The sequence below is a fragment of the Bacillus songklensis genome (genome assembly GCF_042649685.1).
Lineage (GTDB): Bacteria > Bacillota > Bacilli > Bacillales > Bacillaceae_H > Bacillus_BA > Bacillus_BA songklensis.
The window spans coordinates 339,502-355,416 of record NZ_JBHRZT010000073.1 but is presented as its reverse complement, the minus strand read 5'-3'; the positions used below and the strand labels follow the sequence as shown (position 1 = coordinate 355,416).

The window sequence follows — 15,915 nt, the reverse complement described above, 5'->3', positions numbered from 1 at the left end:
TTTGACCATGTCCAATGATTTATGTCGATTTATATATTTTTCGTTTCGATGAAGATAAAACGTGGAGTTCTTCCCGATATTTAGCGACGGTTCTTCTCGATACAACAATTCCATGTTCCTCCTCTAATTTTTTGGAAATCTGTTGATCCGACAAAGGTTTCCGTTTATCTTCCTGGTCAATCAACTGCTTGATTAGCGTCTTGACATAGGAAGAAGATAACTCCTGTTTATCATGAGATTGTATGCTATTTGTAAAAAATGATTTCATTTCAAACATTCCGAATGGTGTTTGAACATATTTATTTTTGATTGCACGACTAACTGTGGATTCATGAACATCAATCTGTTCTGCTAGCTCTTTCATCGTCAGAGGCTTTAAATAGGCAGGCCCCTTTTCAAAAAAGAGATATTGGTAGTGAAAGATGGCCCGCATGACTTGATCCAGTGTATGTTTGCGGTTGTTGAGTCCCTTTAAAATCCATTGAAATTCCCGGTATTTTTCTTGCAAATACGTAAATAATTCCGGATTCTGTTTATCATGCAAAACCCCTTTATATTCTTCATTCATTTTCACTTGGATATTTAATTCATCGTTTGATTTTAAGACGATTTGTCCTTTTTCCTTCTGTACTACATAATCAGGGACGATAAATTTTTCCTGGTCACTTCCAAACTGCAAACCCGGACGCGGATTCAGCAAAACGACCTCATCGTAAATATCCTGTATGTCTTGAATAGAGATACCGAGCCTCTTCGCCAACTTATCCCATTTTTTATAAGCGAATTCTTCAAAAAACCCCATTAGAACTTCTTCCACGATAGAAGTACATATTCCTTTTCGTTGTAATTGAATCAGTAAGCATTCTTGCAAGCTTCTTGCCCCTGACCCGATAGGCTCCAATTGCTGCACAATGCGCAACGCCCGCTCTACCTCTTCCAACTCTTTGTTTAAAACGCTTCCAATATCCTTGATATCCTCTTGTAGGTAACCATGGTCATTTAAACTGTTGATAATGTAAACGACAATTGATTTTTGAGCCGGAGGAATCGCCATAAAGCTTAATTGAGCTAACAAATGCTGATGCAGCGTCTCTTTCTTGGCTGCCGCCATATCAATGGGTGAAACAGCCTTGCCTGACACCGAAGTAGAACGGCTGGTCTTTTTTTGAACAAGTATACTTCGATCCTGAAAGTCAATAAGGGGATTTTGCAAAGCTTGTTCTTGTAAAAAAGATGAAATCTCTAGAGCAGAATATTGCAATAATGAAATGGCCTGTGAGAGCTCTTTCGTCATCATCACTTTTAGTGACTGTTGTTGAAATAAACCGACCTTCATCCTCTCTCCCCCTTTCTTAGCTAATAAGAAAGTATAAAGTAAAGCCCTTTTTCTCTCTCGATTGAGGCTTAGTTGAGCCAGCCACCATGTTTCCTTCATATTTTACTATAAATCCATCGACAGCGGAATGTCAGAACATTGGAAAAAGGATTCATTTTTATGTTTTCTTCCTCTTTAACGTACCTCTTATATGAAAACCTTCGCTAAATAGCGAAGGTTTTTGTTTATCCCGCATCAACGGGCAGTAAGGCTCTCACTTCAAACTTAGGTTTAAATGGGGGGACCACTACCCTAATCTAGCTCCGGCTCCTAGGGCCTCGCTTTTTCGTGTAAAAGTAAAAGTCCGATAAGATCAACCAACCATCATTGGGGGAACGAAGGAACCCCCCAACGATGGGAGTTTCCTTTATTTCACTTCGATTGTTTGAGCCATCGCCAAGAATGGTTCAATGTTTTCTTGATCTTTTGACGTGTAAATCGACAGCTTCATCGGTGTGCTGCCTTTAATTAAAATAAGATTTACCGCATCTTCCTCTGTTTGGGCTTTATACCAAACAGCATCCTTTAGAATTCCTTCTTGCTTGAATCCTTCATATTTTTGAGCATTTGCACTAATAGCCTCAGCTGTTGTTTTTACAACGCTCTCTACATCCTTCAAATCCATATCGCTTGGAACTATTTCAATGCGCATAAACGCTTTTTGGTCTTCCGAAGACATAACAATATCCTTACCCGGCTCTTCCTCATCTAAAGTATAGCCGTCTAATACATACATGCTGTAATGCTGATTATCGCTCATCTTCAAAAAGCCTGTTTTCTCAACAGCTTTGCCGTTTTCCTCATATGTTAAGTTTTGCTCTAGTAATCTTTCTTTTCCGTCAACCGATGGCTGTTCTTCTTTCGCTTCTTCTTTAGTCCCTTCTTCGCTCTTCGGTTCCGTTGTTTCTGTCGTTTCTGGTTTTTCCGGTGCCTCGGTGCTTGTTTCCACTGTCTTTTCTTCTGTTTGTGGTGTGTCTTTCTCTACCTGTTCAGTACCGCTATTCGTTTTTTCCGTTGATTGTTCTGTTGTACCGCAAGCTGATAACAACAATGCCAAGCTTGCGCTGACCACAAACATTTTTTGAATCGATTTCATGTTTTTTCCTCCTTTATAAGGTCCCTACATAACTGTTTTAAACTAAATTGGAAAATAAAGCAACCATGATAAAATACTTGATTGATTTATATCCTTCTACTCTATTAGTCGCACCTAACATCAAAAAAGTTACAACTCTACCAATAATCAGTAAAATCATCCTTCTTTTTCTTCAATAAACACCTTGCTGATTGGAAAACCTTTATAGGAGGAGGATCCTGAACTTTTGCCTTTTATGCTGTTGATAGCTTCTCTGTTCTGACCGCTTGAATCGGCTGAAAGGTTCTTCGTATCAGCAGTTGAGAAAGCATTAAGGTCTCTTGCCAACTGCCTATATAAAAAAAGCTGCCATATAGGCAGCTGACTGGTACGCCCTCGGCAGGATTCGAACCCACCCTAAGAGAACCGGAATCTCTTGTGCTATCCACTACACTACGAGGGCATTATTTAGAAGCTATCTTATATTATATTCAATAAATGATTATTTTTCAAGTAGGCAATGAATGTTTAAATTGTAAATAAAGGGGAAAAAATGTGGATATACATCCTTCCGTTATAACTTTTTACATATTCTGCCGATATTAAAAGGAATATTCAATGTTTAAGTGGAATAGTGTATAGAAAGTTCTTTTGTTTGACCTTCACTGACCTTAGTTGTATTATAAAAAGTACATACAAAATATTCATTCAAAGGAGGAATTTAGATGAATTTAATTCCTACAGTTATTGAACAGACAAACCGCGGGGAACGTGCTTATGATATTTATTCCCGCTTATTGAAAGACCGCATCATCATGTTGGGAAGTGCCATTGATGATAATGTGGCTAACTCCATCGTTTCTCAATTACTATTTTTAGCAGCTGAGGATCCTGAAAAAGACATCTCTTTATATATTAACAGCCCGGGTGGTTCTATTACGGCCGGAATGGCAATTTATGATACGATGCAGTTCATTAAACCACAAGTATCAACTATTTGTATTGGTATGGCTGCTTCTATGGGCGCCTTCCTTCTTGCTGCAGGGGAAAAAGGAAAGCGTTTCGCTCTTCCAAACAGTGAAGTCATGATTCATCAACCACTAGGCGGAGCGCAAGGTCAAGCAACCGAAATTGAAATTGCGGCAAAACGCATTTTATTCTTACGCGATAAATTAAACCGTATTTTAGCGGAACGTACGGGCCAACCGCTTGAAGTCATCGAGCGTGACACAGACCGAGACAATTTCATGACTTCCGAAAGAGCACTAGAGTATGGCTTAATCGATAAAGTATTAACAAACGATCCTTCTACAAAGTAAAAGAGAGAAAGAGGCTGTCCCATAAGTCTCTAATCAATGGCAAAAGTTGATCTTTACTGAAAGGACCCGTCACGGAATTCTTTGATTTTGCAGGATTTTCATGACGGGTCCCTTTCAGGAGGATGACTCAAAAGGTATGTCTTTTTATACCTTTTGAGTCATCCTCTTTTTTTCTTTTATCCTTCTTGTTGAACGTATTGCGATAATGTTTCAACCGCTTCTTCCTCGTCTGCCCCATCCGCAATTAACGTGACGCTGGAGCCGGAACTAAGTGCTAAACTCATTAGTCCCATGATGCTTTTAGCATTCACTTTCTTCCCGTCTTTTTCTAAGAAAATGTCTGATGAGAAACGATTTGCTTCTTGGACAAACAGAGCTGCAGGACGAGCTTGAAGGCCCGTCTTCAATAACACTTCCACCTTTTTTTCAATCATGATTGTCTTCCTCCTCTATATCCCTTTGTTGACTTAACGAACGATTTGGCCAGCGCGCAGTTTTTCAGCGATTTCGTCAATTTTGCGCAAGCGATGGTTAATTCCCGATTTACTGATTTTCCCGCCTGATACCATTTCTCCAAGCTCTTTTAATGTAACATCCTGATATTCTACACGGAGCCTCGCAATTTCCCTGAGTTTCTCCGGCAGCGTATCCAGACCCACGATTTCATCGATGAACCGGATGTTTTCAACCTGGCGAATGGCCGCACCAATCGTTTTATTTAAATTGGCCGTTTCACAATTTACTAAACGATTCACAGAATTTCTCATATCACGTACGATGCGTACATCTTCAAAGCGGAGAAGTGCATTATGCGCTCCAATGATACTTAAAAACTCTGTTATTTTTTCCGCTTCCTTCAGATACGTAATAAATCCCTTTTTGCGTTCCAGTGTTTTACTGTTTAAATGGAACTTGTTCATCAACTCGCATAACGAATCATTATGTTCCTTGTATAAGGAAAAGATTTCTACATGATAAGAAGATGTTTCGGGGTTATTAATCGAACCGCCGGCTAAAAAGGCTCCTCGTAAGTAAGAGCGTTTACAACATTTCTTTTTAATTAAATCATCGGAAATCTCACGGATGAAAGAAAAGTCTTCTTTTAATATTCTTAAATCTTCTAAAATAGGACGAGCTTGATCAACAAGCCGAACAATATATACATTGTTCTTCTTTAAACGCATTTTTTTGCGTACAAGCAATTCAACAGCTGCATGATAGCTTTTCTTAATTAACGTATAAATACGCCTCGCGATAGCCGCATTTTCCGTCTGAATATCCAATGTCAGCCTGCGATTGGAAAACGACAGCGATCCGTTCATCCGAATCAGCGCAGAAAGCTCTGCTTTTGCGCAGCACCCTTTTACTTCAAGGTTGGTTAGTTCTTTTTTGGTTTCTGATGCAAATGACAATTCTCCACCTCCGTTCCATGGAAATCTTATAGCCTCTATCACAATTGTATTGATTGCAGCATATTACATCATGGTCCATGCTTCCGGAAACATTGTATGCGCAGGCGATTGCACTATATCATCTTCCTTTAAGAACGAGATGATAATAATGAAAAAATCAAGGAAGAAACCTTCTTTGTGTCATGACGCATAACGCCGTCATCATAATCGACAATATGGTCATGAAGAACTTTAACCCCTAAATCCTGTAAAGCGCTCGCATCATATATGACAGGCTCAGCATGCTCAGCTTTATATTTCCTCTGAATCTCTTCCGGAATTTTAGCATCATTGACAATTACCACGTCAATAAATGGACAGGGCATATGACTATACAATGCTTTAATGTGATCACTCGCTGAATAGTTCATCGTTTCTCCAGCCTGTGTCATCACATTGCATACATACACTTTTTTCGCTTTCGCTTTGCACACTTCTTCTCCGATCTTAGGCACTAATAAATTCGGTAAAATGCTCGTATATAAGCTGCCCGGACTAATAATAATCATCTCGGCCTGACGGATGGCGCGAACCGTTTCAGACAACGGCTCAATATCGGCCGGAGATAAAAACACCCGTTTAATGGTTTTACCGGCCTTTGGGATAAGCGACTCCCCTGAAACTACCGTACCATCCTCCATTTCAGCATGAAGAACAACGCTGCGATTGGCTGCCGGCAGTACTTTTCCACGCACATTTAATACTTTGCTCATTTCCTGAATAGCATGCACGAAGTCACCTGTTATGGAAGTCATCGCCGCAAGAATTAAATTTCCTAACGAGTGACCTGTCAGTTCGTTTCCTGAAGCAAACCGGTGTTGGAACAAATCCTCCACGAGAGGCTCAACATCTGACAAAGCCGCTAAGACGTTCCGAATATCGCCGGGAGCCGGCATGGCTAACTCATTTCGCAAACGTCCCGAGCTGCCCCCATCGTCTGCCACAGTCACAATAGCGGTAATATCAAGAGGGAGATATTTTAAACCGCGAAGCAAAACAGGTAAACCAGTGCCGCCTCCAATGACGACAACTTTCGGGTTTTGATCAAGTCTCATCTAACGTGGTCCTTTCTCCTCTCGATATCACGATGAGTAATGTGCGTTTTATACTCTTCTTTAAAATGATTTCCGATGTATTCTGCCAGCGTCACAGAGCGGTGCTGCCCTCCTGTACATCCAATAGCGATGACCAGCTGGCTTTTTCCTTCACGCTTATATTGCGGCAGCATAAACGTAAGCAAATCAAGTACTTTCTCAATGAACTTTTGTGTTTCATTCCATTTAAGAACGTACGTTGATACTTCCTCTTCCAATCCTGTTTTTGGTCTCATATGGTCAATATAATGGGGATTAGGTAAGAAACGTACATCAAACACTAAGTCAGCATCAATCGGAATACCGTATTTGAACCCAAAAGACATCACATTCACCGTAAACACCTGTGAAGCATGGGTAGAAAATTGACCGATGATTTTTTCACGCAGTTCACGCGGTTTTAATTCCGATGTGTCATAAATGATTTGCGCTCTGCCCTTTAGTTCCTCCAATAACTCCCGCTCCATTTGAATCCCGCCAAGCGGCAGTCCGGTTGGGGCAAGCGGGTGGGAACGTCTCGTCTCTTTGTATCTTGTGACTAAAACGGAATCTTTTGCATCCAAAAATAAAATTTGAGGGGTAATCCAGCTTGTTTCCGCTAAATCATCAAGCGCTTCAAACAAGCTCTCAAAAAATTCGCGTCCTCGTAAATCCATAACAAGCGCTACTTTGTTCATTTTGTTTCCAGATTCCTTCATAAGCTCCAAAAACTTAGGAAGTAGCGTAGGAGGAAGGTTATCTACACAGAAGAATCCTAAATCTTCAAAGCTTTGGATTGCTACAGTTTTCCCCGCACCTGACATACCCGTGATGATAACTAATTGAACATCACTTGTAGAACCGACACTCATCCTCTTTGCCCCCTCTAGCTAAATATAATTAATTCTTCTTTAACATGGATCAATTCGATACGATAGAAGCTCAAAATCCGTTGTATAAGTAAAGTTCCCATAAATGACGCCCGTACCATTTGCCACATAGTCAATAATATGGTAATCTCCAGGAGCCATAGGAAGATTGATTACATCTTTTAATTCATGCCAGGCTAATTTTCCTTCTTCTGATTCTAACACATTTGTTCCATCAAAATCTGTAGCAAAAAAAGTAAACATCATCCACTCAGAAACTACTTGGTCATTTTCTTTCATCGTAAATGTAAAAATCCCTTTGATGGTAGGATTTTTTAAATATATGCCTGTTTCTTCACGATATTCGCGAACAACAGAATCTTTGACGGATTCCCCTTGCTCCATCTTTCCGCCTGGGGCCACCCACCAATTACGACGAGGTTTTTGAAGCAATAACACTTGATTATCCTTAACTAGCACACAGTTTGTGACCCGTTGCATTTTTCCCACCTCTTGTAAACACTCTCATTCATTTTATCCCGCATTAACGGGCAGTAAGCTCCCTCTCTTCAAAGCTTAGCGTAATTAAAGAAGTGTGAGCGGGGAATCACTGCCCATAAAAACCCGATAAAATCAACTAACCATCCGCGACGCACAGGATGTGCTAGTGAAGACGTTGCGACAGGACGTCGCGTAGTTAGTCTTCGGTCCATCTCCCACTGACGGAAGTTTCCTTTATTATACTATGAATTAAACGTCTCTCACAATGAACACGTCCTGCTCATCATGTTTCTTCACCAAAAATATGTATTTACCCAAGAAAAGCGAAACGAGCCAAGTTACAGCTAAGAACGCTCACGTCCTGTGAGCAACGCTGTAACCCCCGATCCATGGCTTTCCTCCATAGGGCATTGGAACTCCTGACAAAGAAGCGTTTTTTGCTTCGTTTAAAGGAACGTCGACTAAGAGCGGTCACGTCCTGTGACCAACATCGACGCTTGAACATCCTGTTCTTCGAAAATGACCGTAGGATGTAGCTTGCGCAGCTGGACAATTTTAACGCGCAATCTATGCTTTTTTATATAGTAAAAAAAAGAGAGCATAGGCAACTCTCCTATGCTCCAATGAAATATATTTTATAAAAGGGGGTCAATTACTAACTTTATAGTACCCCATGAATGTTTCAACAGTGTTACAATAGGGTTAAAACGGAGTTACGTTTTAAAAAGAAGAGCGGCTTCCTATCCGCTCTTCTTTTTAAACGGGCCGCTGCGGCAAATGCGGTAAAACCCGAAGGCTTTGATGAACAACCCGTTAACCCCCAAAATTAAGTAACTTATTTTTGAGTCGTTTTAAATTTTTCTTTTAGTTCTTCTACGTAGTGTTGAGCACTTTGTGCAGCAATACTTCCGTCGCCTGTCGCTGTGACGATTTGACGAAGGGACTTTTCACGTACATCTCCCGCTGCAAAAATCCCCTCTACTTTTGTTTCCATACGGTCATTCGTTTCAATATAACCATTTTCGTTCGTAATGCCAAGCTGAGCGAACGGCTTAGACAGCGGAACCATTCCCACGTAAATAAATACACCGTCTGTTTTGTATTCTTGTTCTTCCCCTGTTTGGGTATGAACAAGTGTCACGCTTCCTACTTTTCCATCTTTTTCGTGAATTTCTTTTACTGTATGGTTCCAGATGAAGTCAACTTTTTCATTATCAAATGCACGTTGCTGCAGAATTTTTTGAGCACGAAGTTCATCACGACGGTGAACGATTGTCACTTTTGTGGCAAAACGTGTTAAGTAGACACCTTCTTCTACAGCGGAATCACCGCCCCCTACAACGACGAGCTCTTTGCCCTTGAAGAACGCTCCGTCACAAACCGCACAATAAGATACACCGCGTCCTCCCAGTTCATTTTCACCCGGCACGCCAATTTTCTTATACTCCGCACCTGTTGAAACAATAACCGCATATGCTTTGTACTCTTTGCTTCCAGCGCGCACAATTTTGTAGTTTCCTTCATCCACTACTTCTTTAATGTCGCCGTACGCATATTCCGCACCGAATTTTTTCGCATGCTCAAACATTTTATTAGATAGATCCGGTCCCAAGATATGGTCATACCCCGGATAGTTTTCTACTTCTTCCGTATTTGCCATTTGGCCCCCAGGCACTCCACGTTCAATCATTAATGTCGATAAATTTGCGCGTGATGTATATACAGCCGCTGTCATACCAGCGGGACCCGCTCCGATAATGATGACATCATAAATTTTTTCTTCTGACATGGAACTACACTCCTTTTCAGCAATCATTTACTTCCTTACCATTATCCTATATATTGTCACTTCTAACGTCTATTTTTTTGCTCATTGGAGAAGCATATTCACTCGTTTGACATATTTTGAAATGGTAGATGGAGAAAGAGAATGTTCAGCTGCCAACTCCGCTTGCGAAATTCTTTCTTTTTTCGCTTGCTTTGTCCACATGTAAAGCACTGCCGCTGCCCATGCATGAACATTTCGCATTTCACAGTGCTTTTGTTCTGCCCGGATATATAACCGGAACCAATATTCCAAAAGAGCAGGCGCCTCTTTTACATCCACCGCCTTAAACAAAATGCAGGCAATGTCATAACCGGAATGGAAATCATACGATTCACGATTGCTTAATGCAGCAGCTAAGACATATTGATAAAAAGGTTTAATTACGGTGTTTTTCATCAACGATGGTCCTAATTGACGCAATACATCCACTTGGTCTTGCTGTCCGAGCGTATGAGTTAAAAAGATTCCGCAAAATTGCTCTTCTTGTTCATTACTTAGACATTTTGCCTCAATTATTTGTTTTAATTCATTGACTTGAACAATCGTTTCTTCTCCGTTCCAAGGTTCTGTTCCTTCTTTTTCCGGCATCTCTTCCACAACACGCTTCCACACTAAGCGGGAAAATTCTTCATGACCGGAATGATAAGCCGCATGTGATAACCAATAATAAAATGATACTTCTCCTTGAAATCCTTGTTTATATAAGTGACGAAGCCATTTATAGGCAAGGTCATACTTTTGGACTAATGCAAAGGTTGCTCCCAATTTATAACGATGTTCAACCAACAAAGGATACACCCTTGATAACTGTTGAAGGAGTGCTTCCACCCGTTCATCTTCTCGACAATAGTAATAAAAAATTAATTGATTACATAAAGCATGGAGGTTGCCTGGGTTTTTGGTTAACACGTCATCTAAAATCACCATCGCCTTTTCTACGCGATTCAAATAAAAATGTGCCAATGCCAAATTATTATAGGCTGACCAAAACTCTGGATATTCCCGAATGATCTCTTCCAATAGAACGATAGCTTCTTCAAACTTGGCTTGTTCGAGTAAATGCTTCGCTTTTTCTTGCTTCATAATTAAATCATCTTCATACTCATCCAATTCCAATTCGCCATCTTCCAGCTCGATAGATAATAGCTCCAACAGCTCTTCCGCTTCATCAATAAATTCTCCATCGGGCTCTATGTCTATATACAAGCGGGCATATTTTTGTGCTTCATGAAATAGACCTAGATGTGCATAATTGTTTGCCAGGAAGTAATAGCACTCATTCATATCCGGATTTAGCTCTTCCATAACAGAAGATAAAAGTTGATTGGACTGCTGATATTCTCCTAATTCAGTCAACACTATGGCTAATTGGCAGATCGTTTTCGTATTATATGGCTCTAAATGATTGGCTCGCTGTAAATATTTTTTCGCTTTGAATATATCTCGATGACGGTACGCTTTTATTCCTTTTTTGAAAAAATACTCTCCCGTTCGGATAAACGGCACAATTTGTGCGGTACTTTCTTTTATATTTAAGTGTTTTCCCATTGATTCCTCCGAATTTCTGTAAGTTTAACGTTGGTAGTATATCACAAGATCCACTTTTCAAAAAGGGAGGGGATGTCTTTGATCCCCTCCCTTTTTGAAAAGCATAAGGGATTGGGGAGTCCACTTGCGGATTCTCCCCAATCCCTTATAAAAGTCTAAAGAAACCTCAAAATCCCAATCCTGCCGCTCTTATTCTTCGTTCTTTTTGCTGTGACGCTGTTCTAATACTTGAAGGACATCGTCTAATGGAAGCCTTTGCTCACGAAGGAGAACAAGAAGATGGTACAGCAAGTCTGCTGCTTCCCATTTCAACTCTTCATGATTACGGTTTTTAGCTGCAATAATAACCTCGGAAGCTTCTTCGCCTACCTTCTTCAAAATTTTGTCGACGCCTTTTTCAAACAAGTAAGTCGTATAGGCCCCTTCCGGCATTTCTGCTTCACGCTGTGCAATGACTTGTTCTAACTGCCCAAGAATGGCAAAACGGTCATGTTTCTTGACTCCTTTTTCTGAGCCAAGAATCATTTCATTGAAACAGCTGTATGCACCCGTATGACAAGCAGGCCCTTGCGGCTCCACTTGTACAAGAATCGCATCCGCATCACAGTCATAGGCCATAGCTGCAATGGTCTGCGTATTGCCAGATGTAGCTCCTTTATGCCATAGCTCCTGGCGCGAGCGGCTATAAAACCATGTTTCTTTCGTTTCCAACGATTTTTTTAGAGAATCTTCATTCATATACGCTAACGTCAATACTTCTTTACTGACAGCATCTTGGACAATGGCAGGTACTAAACCATTCTCGTCAAATTTGATTTGGTTGATTTCAATCATCATCTTACGTCCACTCCCTGTTGTTTGAGATATGTTTTGATCTCTTTTACAGACGTTTCTTTATAGTGAAAAATGGATGCCGCTAAAGCCGCGTCCGCTTTTCCGTCCCTAAATCCTTCTACAAAATGAGCGGCATTCCCGGCGCCGCCAGAAGCAATGACAGGCACCGGTACTGCTTCGCTCACCGCTTTTGTCAACGGAATATTAAATCCGCTTTTTTCACCGTCACGGTCCATGCTGGTCAGCAAAATTTCACCTGCACCGCGTTTTACGGCTTCTTTTGCCCATGCTACAACTTCCCAGTCCGTTTCATTGCGGCCTCCGTGTGTATACACACGCCACGATCCAAGCTGTTCATCGTATTTAGCGTCAATAGCTACCACGATGCATTGTGAGCCAAAGAAGGCAGCCCCTTCTGTAATCAGTTCAGGACGCAGCAACGCAGCCGTATTGAGAGACACCTTATCAGCCCCCGCTCTTAAAATGCGCTTCATATCCTCAAGCGAGTTAATGCCGCCCCCAACCGTAAATGGAATGGCAAGCTGCGCTGCTACCTGTTCAACGACGTGGACCATTGTCTTACGTCCTTCATGGGAAGCGGAAATATCAAGAAAAACAAGCTCATCCGCTCCTTCTTCATCGTAAAACTTCGCAAGCTCCACCGGATCGCCCGCATCACGCAGCTCTACAAACTGTACTCCTTTCACAACACGGCCGTCTTTAACGTCCAAACATGGAATAATGCGTTTTGTAATCATGAGGGATTCACCTCTTGCAAAGCCTCAGCCAATGTAAATTGCTGCGTATACAACGCTTTGCCTACGATGGCTCCCGCTACTCCCTCTGCCTCGTGGCGTTTTAACGCAAGCAAATCTCCGATCGTGCTAACGCCGCCGGAAGCAATCACTTGTTTGGATGTAGCTTTCGCCATTTCAACAATAGCTGGAATATTAGGGCCTGACAGCATTCCGTCTGTCGCAATGTCTGTAAAAATAAATGTCTCTGCTCCAGCATCGGCTAATCTTTGCCCAAGCTCTGTTGCCTTTACATTCGATGTTTCAAGCCAGCCCTCTGTTGCTACATATCCGTCGCGCGCGTCGATACCAATCGCAATGCGGGAACCATACTCACGCAGCATTTTCTTTACGAACTCCGGATGGGAAATCGCCGCACTCCCTAAAATCACGCGGTCAATCCCCTGTTCTAAATAATAGGCAACATCTTCTTCTTTGCGGATACCGCCGCCGATTTGCACCTGAACCCCCAGCTGCTTTTTCACATCAACGACAAATTGATCGTTTACTCGCTGCCCCTTTTTGGCTCCGTCCAAATCGACCATGTGAATCCAGGAAGCCCCCGCCTTCGCAAAATTAGCCGCCATATCGACCGGTGAATCTCCGTACACCGTTTCTTGATCATAATCCCCCTGAAGCAAACGAACACATTTACCGCCGCGCATATCGATTGCTGGATAGATTGTAAATTGACTCATATTAGCTTCCCCTTTTCTCTACATAGTTCGCATAGTTTTCAAGGATTTTCATCCCTAAGCTGCTGCTTTTTTCAGGATGAAATTGCGCACCGAATATGTTTCCTTTTCCGACCACGGCTGGCACTTCTACATCGTACTCACTTGTCGCTAGCAGAATTGAACGATCTTCCGTTTTAGCATAATAAGAATGAACAAAATAGACATATCCTTCTTCCACCCCTTCTAAAAGAGGAGAACCCTGATGAATAGCAAGAGAATTCCATCCCATGTGCGGTACTTTATAGCGTTCACCGTTCGCCTTGACTCCGGGAATTTTTGTGATGCGTCCCTGTAAAAAACCGAATCCTTTTGTCAATCCGTTCTCTTCGCTCTCTTCAAATAGAAGCTGCATCCCTAAGCAAATACCTAATAACGGCTTTCCTTCCGCCTTCACATTTTGAATAAAGGTTGTTAAATCCAGTTTATTTAACAACTCCATTGCATCTTTAAACGATCCGACCCCCGGTAAGATATATCCCTTCGCCTTCGCTAACTCTGCCGGTTTATCCGAGAGGAAATAGTCATGATCTAACCTTTCCAACGCTTTGCTGACACTGTATAAATTCCCCATTCCATAATCGATAATGCCAATCATTTATAACATTCCTTTCGTTGACGGAACTCCTTTAATTCGCGGATCAATGGTCGTCGCTTCATCCAGCGCACGCCCAAGCGCTTTAAACACCGCTTCAATAATATGATGTGTATTATGCCCATAGTGAATAATAACGTGCAAATTCATCCGGGCCTCTAAAGCAAACTTCCATAAAAACTCATGGACAAGTTCCGTATCAAACGTACCGACGCGGCTTGCCGGAATGTCCCCTTTCAACTCAAAATGAGGGCGGTTGCTCAAGTCCACCACAACTTGGGCCAAGGCATCATCCATCGGTACGAATGAATTCCCGTATCGTTTAATTCCTTTTTTGTCACCAAGCGCATCCTTCAATGCAAGACCTAAACAAATACCGATGTCTTCCGTTGTATGGTGATCATCGATATCAAGGTCACCGTCTGCCTTGATCTCGACATTGAAAAGTCCGTTTTTCGTAAACGCATCAAGCATATGATTTAAAAACGGAACACCTGTCTCAAGGTTTGAAACCCCTTCTCCATCAAGATTAATGGATAACGCGATATCCGTTTCTTTTGTTTTACGCTGAATACTTGCCTCTCTCATGCCTTATCTCTCCTTCCTTTGATGCACAGAACATGTTAGCGAAGATCTGTAAAATTGACTGCCTTATTTAAAACGCGCTTCAACCGCTCGGGCATGTGCTTCTAATCCTTCTAATCTGGCAAAGGCAGCAATTTTCGAGTGATGTTGCTTCAAAGCGGTTTGACTGTATGAAATGATGCTCGATTTTTTGATAAAAGCATCGACTGACAAGGCACTTGAAAATTTTGCAGTCCCATTTGTCGGCAACACATGGTTCGGGCCGGCAAAGTAGTCGCCAACCGGCTCTGAACTGTATCTTCCAAGGAAAATGGCACCGGCATGACGAATGGAACCTAATAATTCCATCGGGTTTTCCGTCATCACTTCCAAATGCTCCGGAGCGAGGTCGTTGACCACTTGAACCGCCTGCTCCATCGTGTCCGCTACATAAATAGCGCCATAATCAGCAATCGATGCCCGGGCTATCTCTTTTCGCGGCAAAGTTTCAAGCTGTTTGTCCACTTCACCGGCTACCGCTTCGGCCAATGTCATAGACGTGGTAACGAGAATACTGGAAGCCCGCATATCATGTTCCGCCTGGGAAAGCAAGTCAGCGGCTACCTCATTCGCACGTGCCTTTTCATCTGCTAACACGACAATTTCACTTGGTCCTGCAATGGAATCAATATCCACCAGTCCAAATACCTCACGCTTTGCCAGAGCGACATAAATGTTTCCGGGACCTACAATTTTGTCTACGCTTTGAATCGTTTCCGTTCCGTAAGCCAGAGCGGCAATGGCCTGCGCTCCGCCTACCTTGTAAATCTCTTTTACCCCAAGCTCATGGGCCGCCACCAAAACACCCGCCGGAAGCTTTCCGTCTTTTTGGGGCGGTGACACCATCACGATTCGCTTCACACCCGCTACTTGGGCAGGAATGACATTCATCAGTACGGATGATGGATAAGCGGCAGTTCCACCCGGTACGTATACACCGACTGCATCAAGAGGTGTCACCTTCTGTCCGAGGATCGTACCGTCTTCTTTTGTCACCATCCATGATTGCTGCACCATCCGCTCATGATAATCACGAATGTTGGCTGCCGCTTCACGAATGATCATAAGCATCTCATCGCTGATTTGTTCGTACGCTTCCTTCTTTTCCCCTTCACTCACCAAAAGAGAGGTTAGCGATACACCGTCAAATGTTTCGGTATATTGCTTTAATGCTTCATCCCCCTGGGTTCGGACCGATTCGATGATGGATAAAACCGTCTTGCGCTGCTCCTCTGTTCCTTGATCAATCGTACGTTTCAAGCTCACTCCGTTTGTTATGCGTTGAATGTTCATCA

Annotated in this window: 17 protein-coding genes and 1 tRNA gene; 1 reads left to right on the top strand and 17 read right to left on the bottom strand. The window is 42.2% G+C overall.

The features are described 5' to 3' along the window. Positions 1 to 19 precede the first annotated feature (19 nt). From rpoN to ACFOU2_RS24870, 3 genes are all read right to left on the bottom strand, one after another. A complete protein-coding gene (rpoN, locus tag ACFOU2_RS24880; RefSeq protein WP_377919016.1) occupies positions 20 to 1,336 on the bottom strand; it encodes an RNA polymerase factor sigma-54 in 1,317 nt (438 codons plus the stop codon). 406 nt (positions 1,337 to 1,742) lie between these two features. After that, the gene (locus tag ACFOU2_RS24875) at positions 1,743 to 2,471 is read right to left on the bottom strand and encodes a hypothetical protein (RefSeq protein ID WP_377919015.1); all 729 of its coding nucleotides are present in this window, start codon (positions 2,469 to 2,471) and stop codon (positions 1,743 to 1,745) included. Between the two features lie 370 nt (positions 2,472 to 2,841). Then, a tRNA-Arg gene (locus tag ACFOU2_RS24870) sits at positions 2,842 to 2,913 on the bottom strand. Between the two features lie 262 nt (positions 2,914 to 3,175). On the opposite strand from ACFOU2_RS24870, the gene clpP reads away from it, so the two are divergent. Next, entirely contained in the window at positions 3,176 to 3,769 is a 594-nt protein-coding gene (clpP, locus tag ACFOU2_RS24865) for an ATP-dependent Clp endopeptidase proteolytic subunit ClpP (protein ID WP_377919014.1), read from the top strand. A gap of 176 nt (positions 3,770 to 3,945) precedes the next feature. Here the strand turns inward: clpP and ACFOU2_RS24860 are convergent, their stop codons facing one another. The 14 genes from ACFOU2_RS24860 to hisD form a co-directional block, all read right to left on the bottom strand. After that, positions 3,946 to 4,203 (bottom strand): HPr family phosphocarrier protein, encoded by a 258-nt coding sequence (locus ACFOU2_RS24860; protein ID WP_377919013.1) that lies wholly within the window; start codon positions 4,201 to 4,203, stop codon positions 3,946 to 3,948. 33 nt (positions 4,204 to 4,236) lie between these two features. Then, on the bottom strand, positions 4,237 to 5,181 hold the full coding sequence (gene whiA / locus ACFOU2_RS24855; protein WP_377919012.1) for a DNA-binding protein WhiA: 945 nt from the start codon (positions 5,179 to 5,181) through the stop codon (positions 4,237 to 4,239). A 128-nt stretch (positions 5,182 to 5,309) separates the two neighbouring features. Next, positions 5,310 to 6,275: a gluconeogenesis factor YvcK family protein gene (locus ACFOU2_RS24850; protein ID WP_377919011.1), complete on the bottom strand. Its 966-nt coding sequence runs from the start codon at positions 6,273 to 6,275 to the stop codon at positions 5,310 to 5,312. After that, entirely contained in the window at positions 6,272 to 7,165 is an 894-nt protein-coding gene (gene rapZ / locus ACFOU2_RS24845) for an RNase adapter RapZ (RefSeq protein ID WP_377919010.1), read from the bottom strand. The genes ACFOU2_RS24850 and rapZ overlap by 4 nt, the downstream gene beginning before the upstream one ends. A gap of 39 nt (positions 7,166 to 7,204) precedes the next feature. Further along, on the bottom strand, positions 7,205 to 7,663 hold the full coding sequence (locus ACFOU2_RS24840; RefSeq protein ID WP_377919009.1) for an 8-oxo-dGTP diphosphatase: 459 nt from the start codon (positions 7,661 to 7,663) through the stop codon (positions 7,205 to 7,207). Positions 7,664 to 8,124: 461 nt separating this feature from the next. Beyond that, on the bottom strand, positions 8,125 to 8,265 hold the full coding sequence (locus ACFOU2_RS24835) for a hypothetical protein (protein ID WP_377919008.1): 141 nt from the start codon (positions 8,263 to 8,265) through the stop codon (positions 8,125 to 8,127). Positions 8,266 to 8,498: 233 nt separating this feature from the next. Beyond that, a complete protein-coding gene (gene trxB, locus ACFOU2_RS24830; protein WP_377919007.1) occupies positions 8,499 to 9,479 on the bottom strand; it encodes a thioredoxin-disulfide reductase in 981 nt (326 codons plus the stop codon). 54 nt (positions 9,480 to 9,533) lie between these two features. Next, positions 9,534 to 11,039: a tetratricopeptide repeat protein gene (locus tag ACFOU2_RS24825; RefSeq protein ID WP_377919006.1), complete on the bottom strand. Its 1,506-nt coding sequence runs from the start codon at positions 11,037 to 11,039 to the stop codon at positions 9,534 to 9,536. A gap of 189 nt (positions 11,040 to 11,228) precedes the next feature. Then, the gene (hisIE, locus tag ACFOU2_RS24820) at positions 11,229 to 11,873 is read right to left on the bottom strand and encodes a bifunctional phosphoribosyl-AMP cyclohydrolase/phosphoribosyl-ATP diphosphatase HisIE (RefSeq protein ID WP_377919178.1); all 645 of its coding nucleotides are present in this window, start codon (positions 11,871 to 11,873) and stop codon (positions 11,229 to 11,231) included. After that, the gene (hisF, locus tag ACFOU2_RS24815) at positions 11,873 to 12,631 is read right to left on the bottom strand and encodes an imidazole glycerol phosphate synthase subunit HisF (RefSeq protein ID WP_377919005.1); all 759 of its coding nucleotides are present in this window, start codon (positions 12,629 to 12,631) and stop codon (positions 11,873 to 11,875) included. Before hisF ends, hisIE begins: the two co-directional genes overlap by 1 nt. Then, positions 12,628 to 13,365, bottom strand: coding sequence for a 1-(5-phosphoribosyl)-5-[(5-phosphoribosylamino)methylideneamino]imidazole-4-carboxamide isomerase (gene hisA / locus ACFOU2_RS24810; protein ID WP_377919004.1), 738 nt, complete (start codon positions 13,363 to 13,365; stop codon positions 12,628 to 12,630). Before hisA ends, hisF begins: the two co-directional genes overlap by 4 nt. Position 13,366: 1 nt before the next feature. Further along, a complete protein-coding gene (hisH, locus tag ACFOU2_RS24805; RefSeq protein ID WP_377919003.1) occupies positions 13,367 to 13,999 on the bottom strand; it encodes an imidazole glycerol phosphate synthase subunit HisH in 633 nt (210 codons plus the stop codon). Then, the gene (hisB, locus tag ACFOU2_RS24800; protein WP_377919002.1) at positions 14,000 to 14,584 is read right to left on the bottom strand and encodes an imidazoleglycerol-phosphate dehydratase HisB; all 585 of its coding nucleotides are present in this window, start codon (positions 14,582 to 14,584) and stop codon (positions 14,000 to 14,002) included. Positions 14,585 to 14,647: 63 nt separating this feature from the next. Then, positions 14,648 to 15,913 carry a histidinol dehydrogenase gene (hisD, locus tag ACFOU2_RS24795; protein WP_377919177.1) on the bottom strand — a complete coding sequence of 422 codons (1,266 nt, stop codon included), beginning with the start codon at positions 15,911 to 15,913 and terminating at the stop codon, positions 14,648 to 14,650. Positions 15,914 to 15,915: the final 2 nt, after the last annotated feature.

What these genes read in the sequence shown, in the direction of transcription:
- rpoN (WP_377919016.1), bottom strand. Translation starts at nt 1,336, where the DNA reads ATGAAGGTCGGTTTATTTCAACAACAGTCACTAAAAGTGATGATGACG.
- ACFOU2_RS24875 (WP_377919015.1), bottom strand. Translation starts at nt 2,471, where the DNA reads ATGAAATCGATTCAAAAAATGTTTGTGGTCAGCGCAAGCTTGGCATTG.
- clpP (WP_377919014.1), top strand. Translation starts at nt 3,176, where the DNA reads ATGAATTTAATTCCTACAGTTATTGAACAGACAAACCGCGGGGAACGT.
- ACFOU2_RS24860 (WP_377919013.1), bottom strand. Translation starts at nt 4,203, where the DNA reads ATGATTGAAAAAAAGGTGGAAGTGTTATTGAAGACGGGCCTTCAAGCT.
- ACFOU2_RS24850 (WP_377919011.1), bottom strand. Translation starts at nt 6,275, where the DNA reads ATGAGACTTGATCAAAACCCGAAAGTTGTCGTCATTGGAGGCGGCACT.
- rapZ (WP_377919010.1), bottom strand. Translation starts at nt 7,165, where the DNA reads ATGAGTGTCGGTTCTACAAGTGATGTTCAATTAGTTATCATCACGGGT.
- ACFOU2_RS24840 (WP_377919009.1), bottom strand. Translation starts at nt 7,663, where the DNA reads ATGCAACGGGTCACAAACTGTGTGCTAGTTAAGGATAATCAAGTGTTA.
- ACFOU2_RS24835 (WP_377919008.1), bottom strand. Translation starts at nt 8,265, where the DNA reads ATGCTCTCTTTTTTTTACTATATAAAAAAGCATAGATTGCGCGTTAAA.
- trxB (WP_377919007.1), bottom strand. Translation starts at nt 9,479, where the DNA reads ATGATTGCTGAAAAGGAGTGTAGTTCCATGTCAGAAGAAAAAATTTAT.
- ACFOU2_RS24825 (WP_377919006.1), bottom strand. Translation starts at nt 11,039, where the DNA reads ATGGGAAAACACTTAAATATAAAAGAAAGTACCGCACAAATTGTGCCG.
- hisIE (WP_377919178.1), bottom strand. Translation starts at nt 11,873, where the DNA reads ATGATTGAAATCAACCAAATCAAATTTGACGAGAATGGTTTAGTACCT.
- hisF (WP_377919005.1), bottom strand. Translation starts at nt 12,631, where the DNA reads ATGATTACAAAACGCATTATTCCATGTTTGGACGTTAAAGACGGCCGT.
- hisA (WP_377919004.1), bottom strand. Translation starts at nt 13,365, where the DNA reads ATGAGTCAATTTACAATCTATCCAGCAATCGATATGCGCGGCGGTAAA.
- hisH (WP_377919003.1), bottom strand. Translation starts at nt 13,999, where the DNA reads ATGATTGGCATTATCGATTATGGAATGGGGAATTTATACAGTGTCAGC.
- hisB (WP_377919002.1), bottom strand. Translation starts at nt 14,584, where the DNA reads ATGAGAGAGGCAAGTATTCAGCGTAAAACAAAAGAAACGGATATCGCG.
- hisD (WP_377919177.1), bottom strand. Translation starts at nt 15,913, where the DNA reads ATGAACATTCAACGCATAACAAACGGAGTGAGCTTGAAACGTACGATT.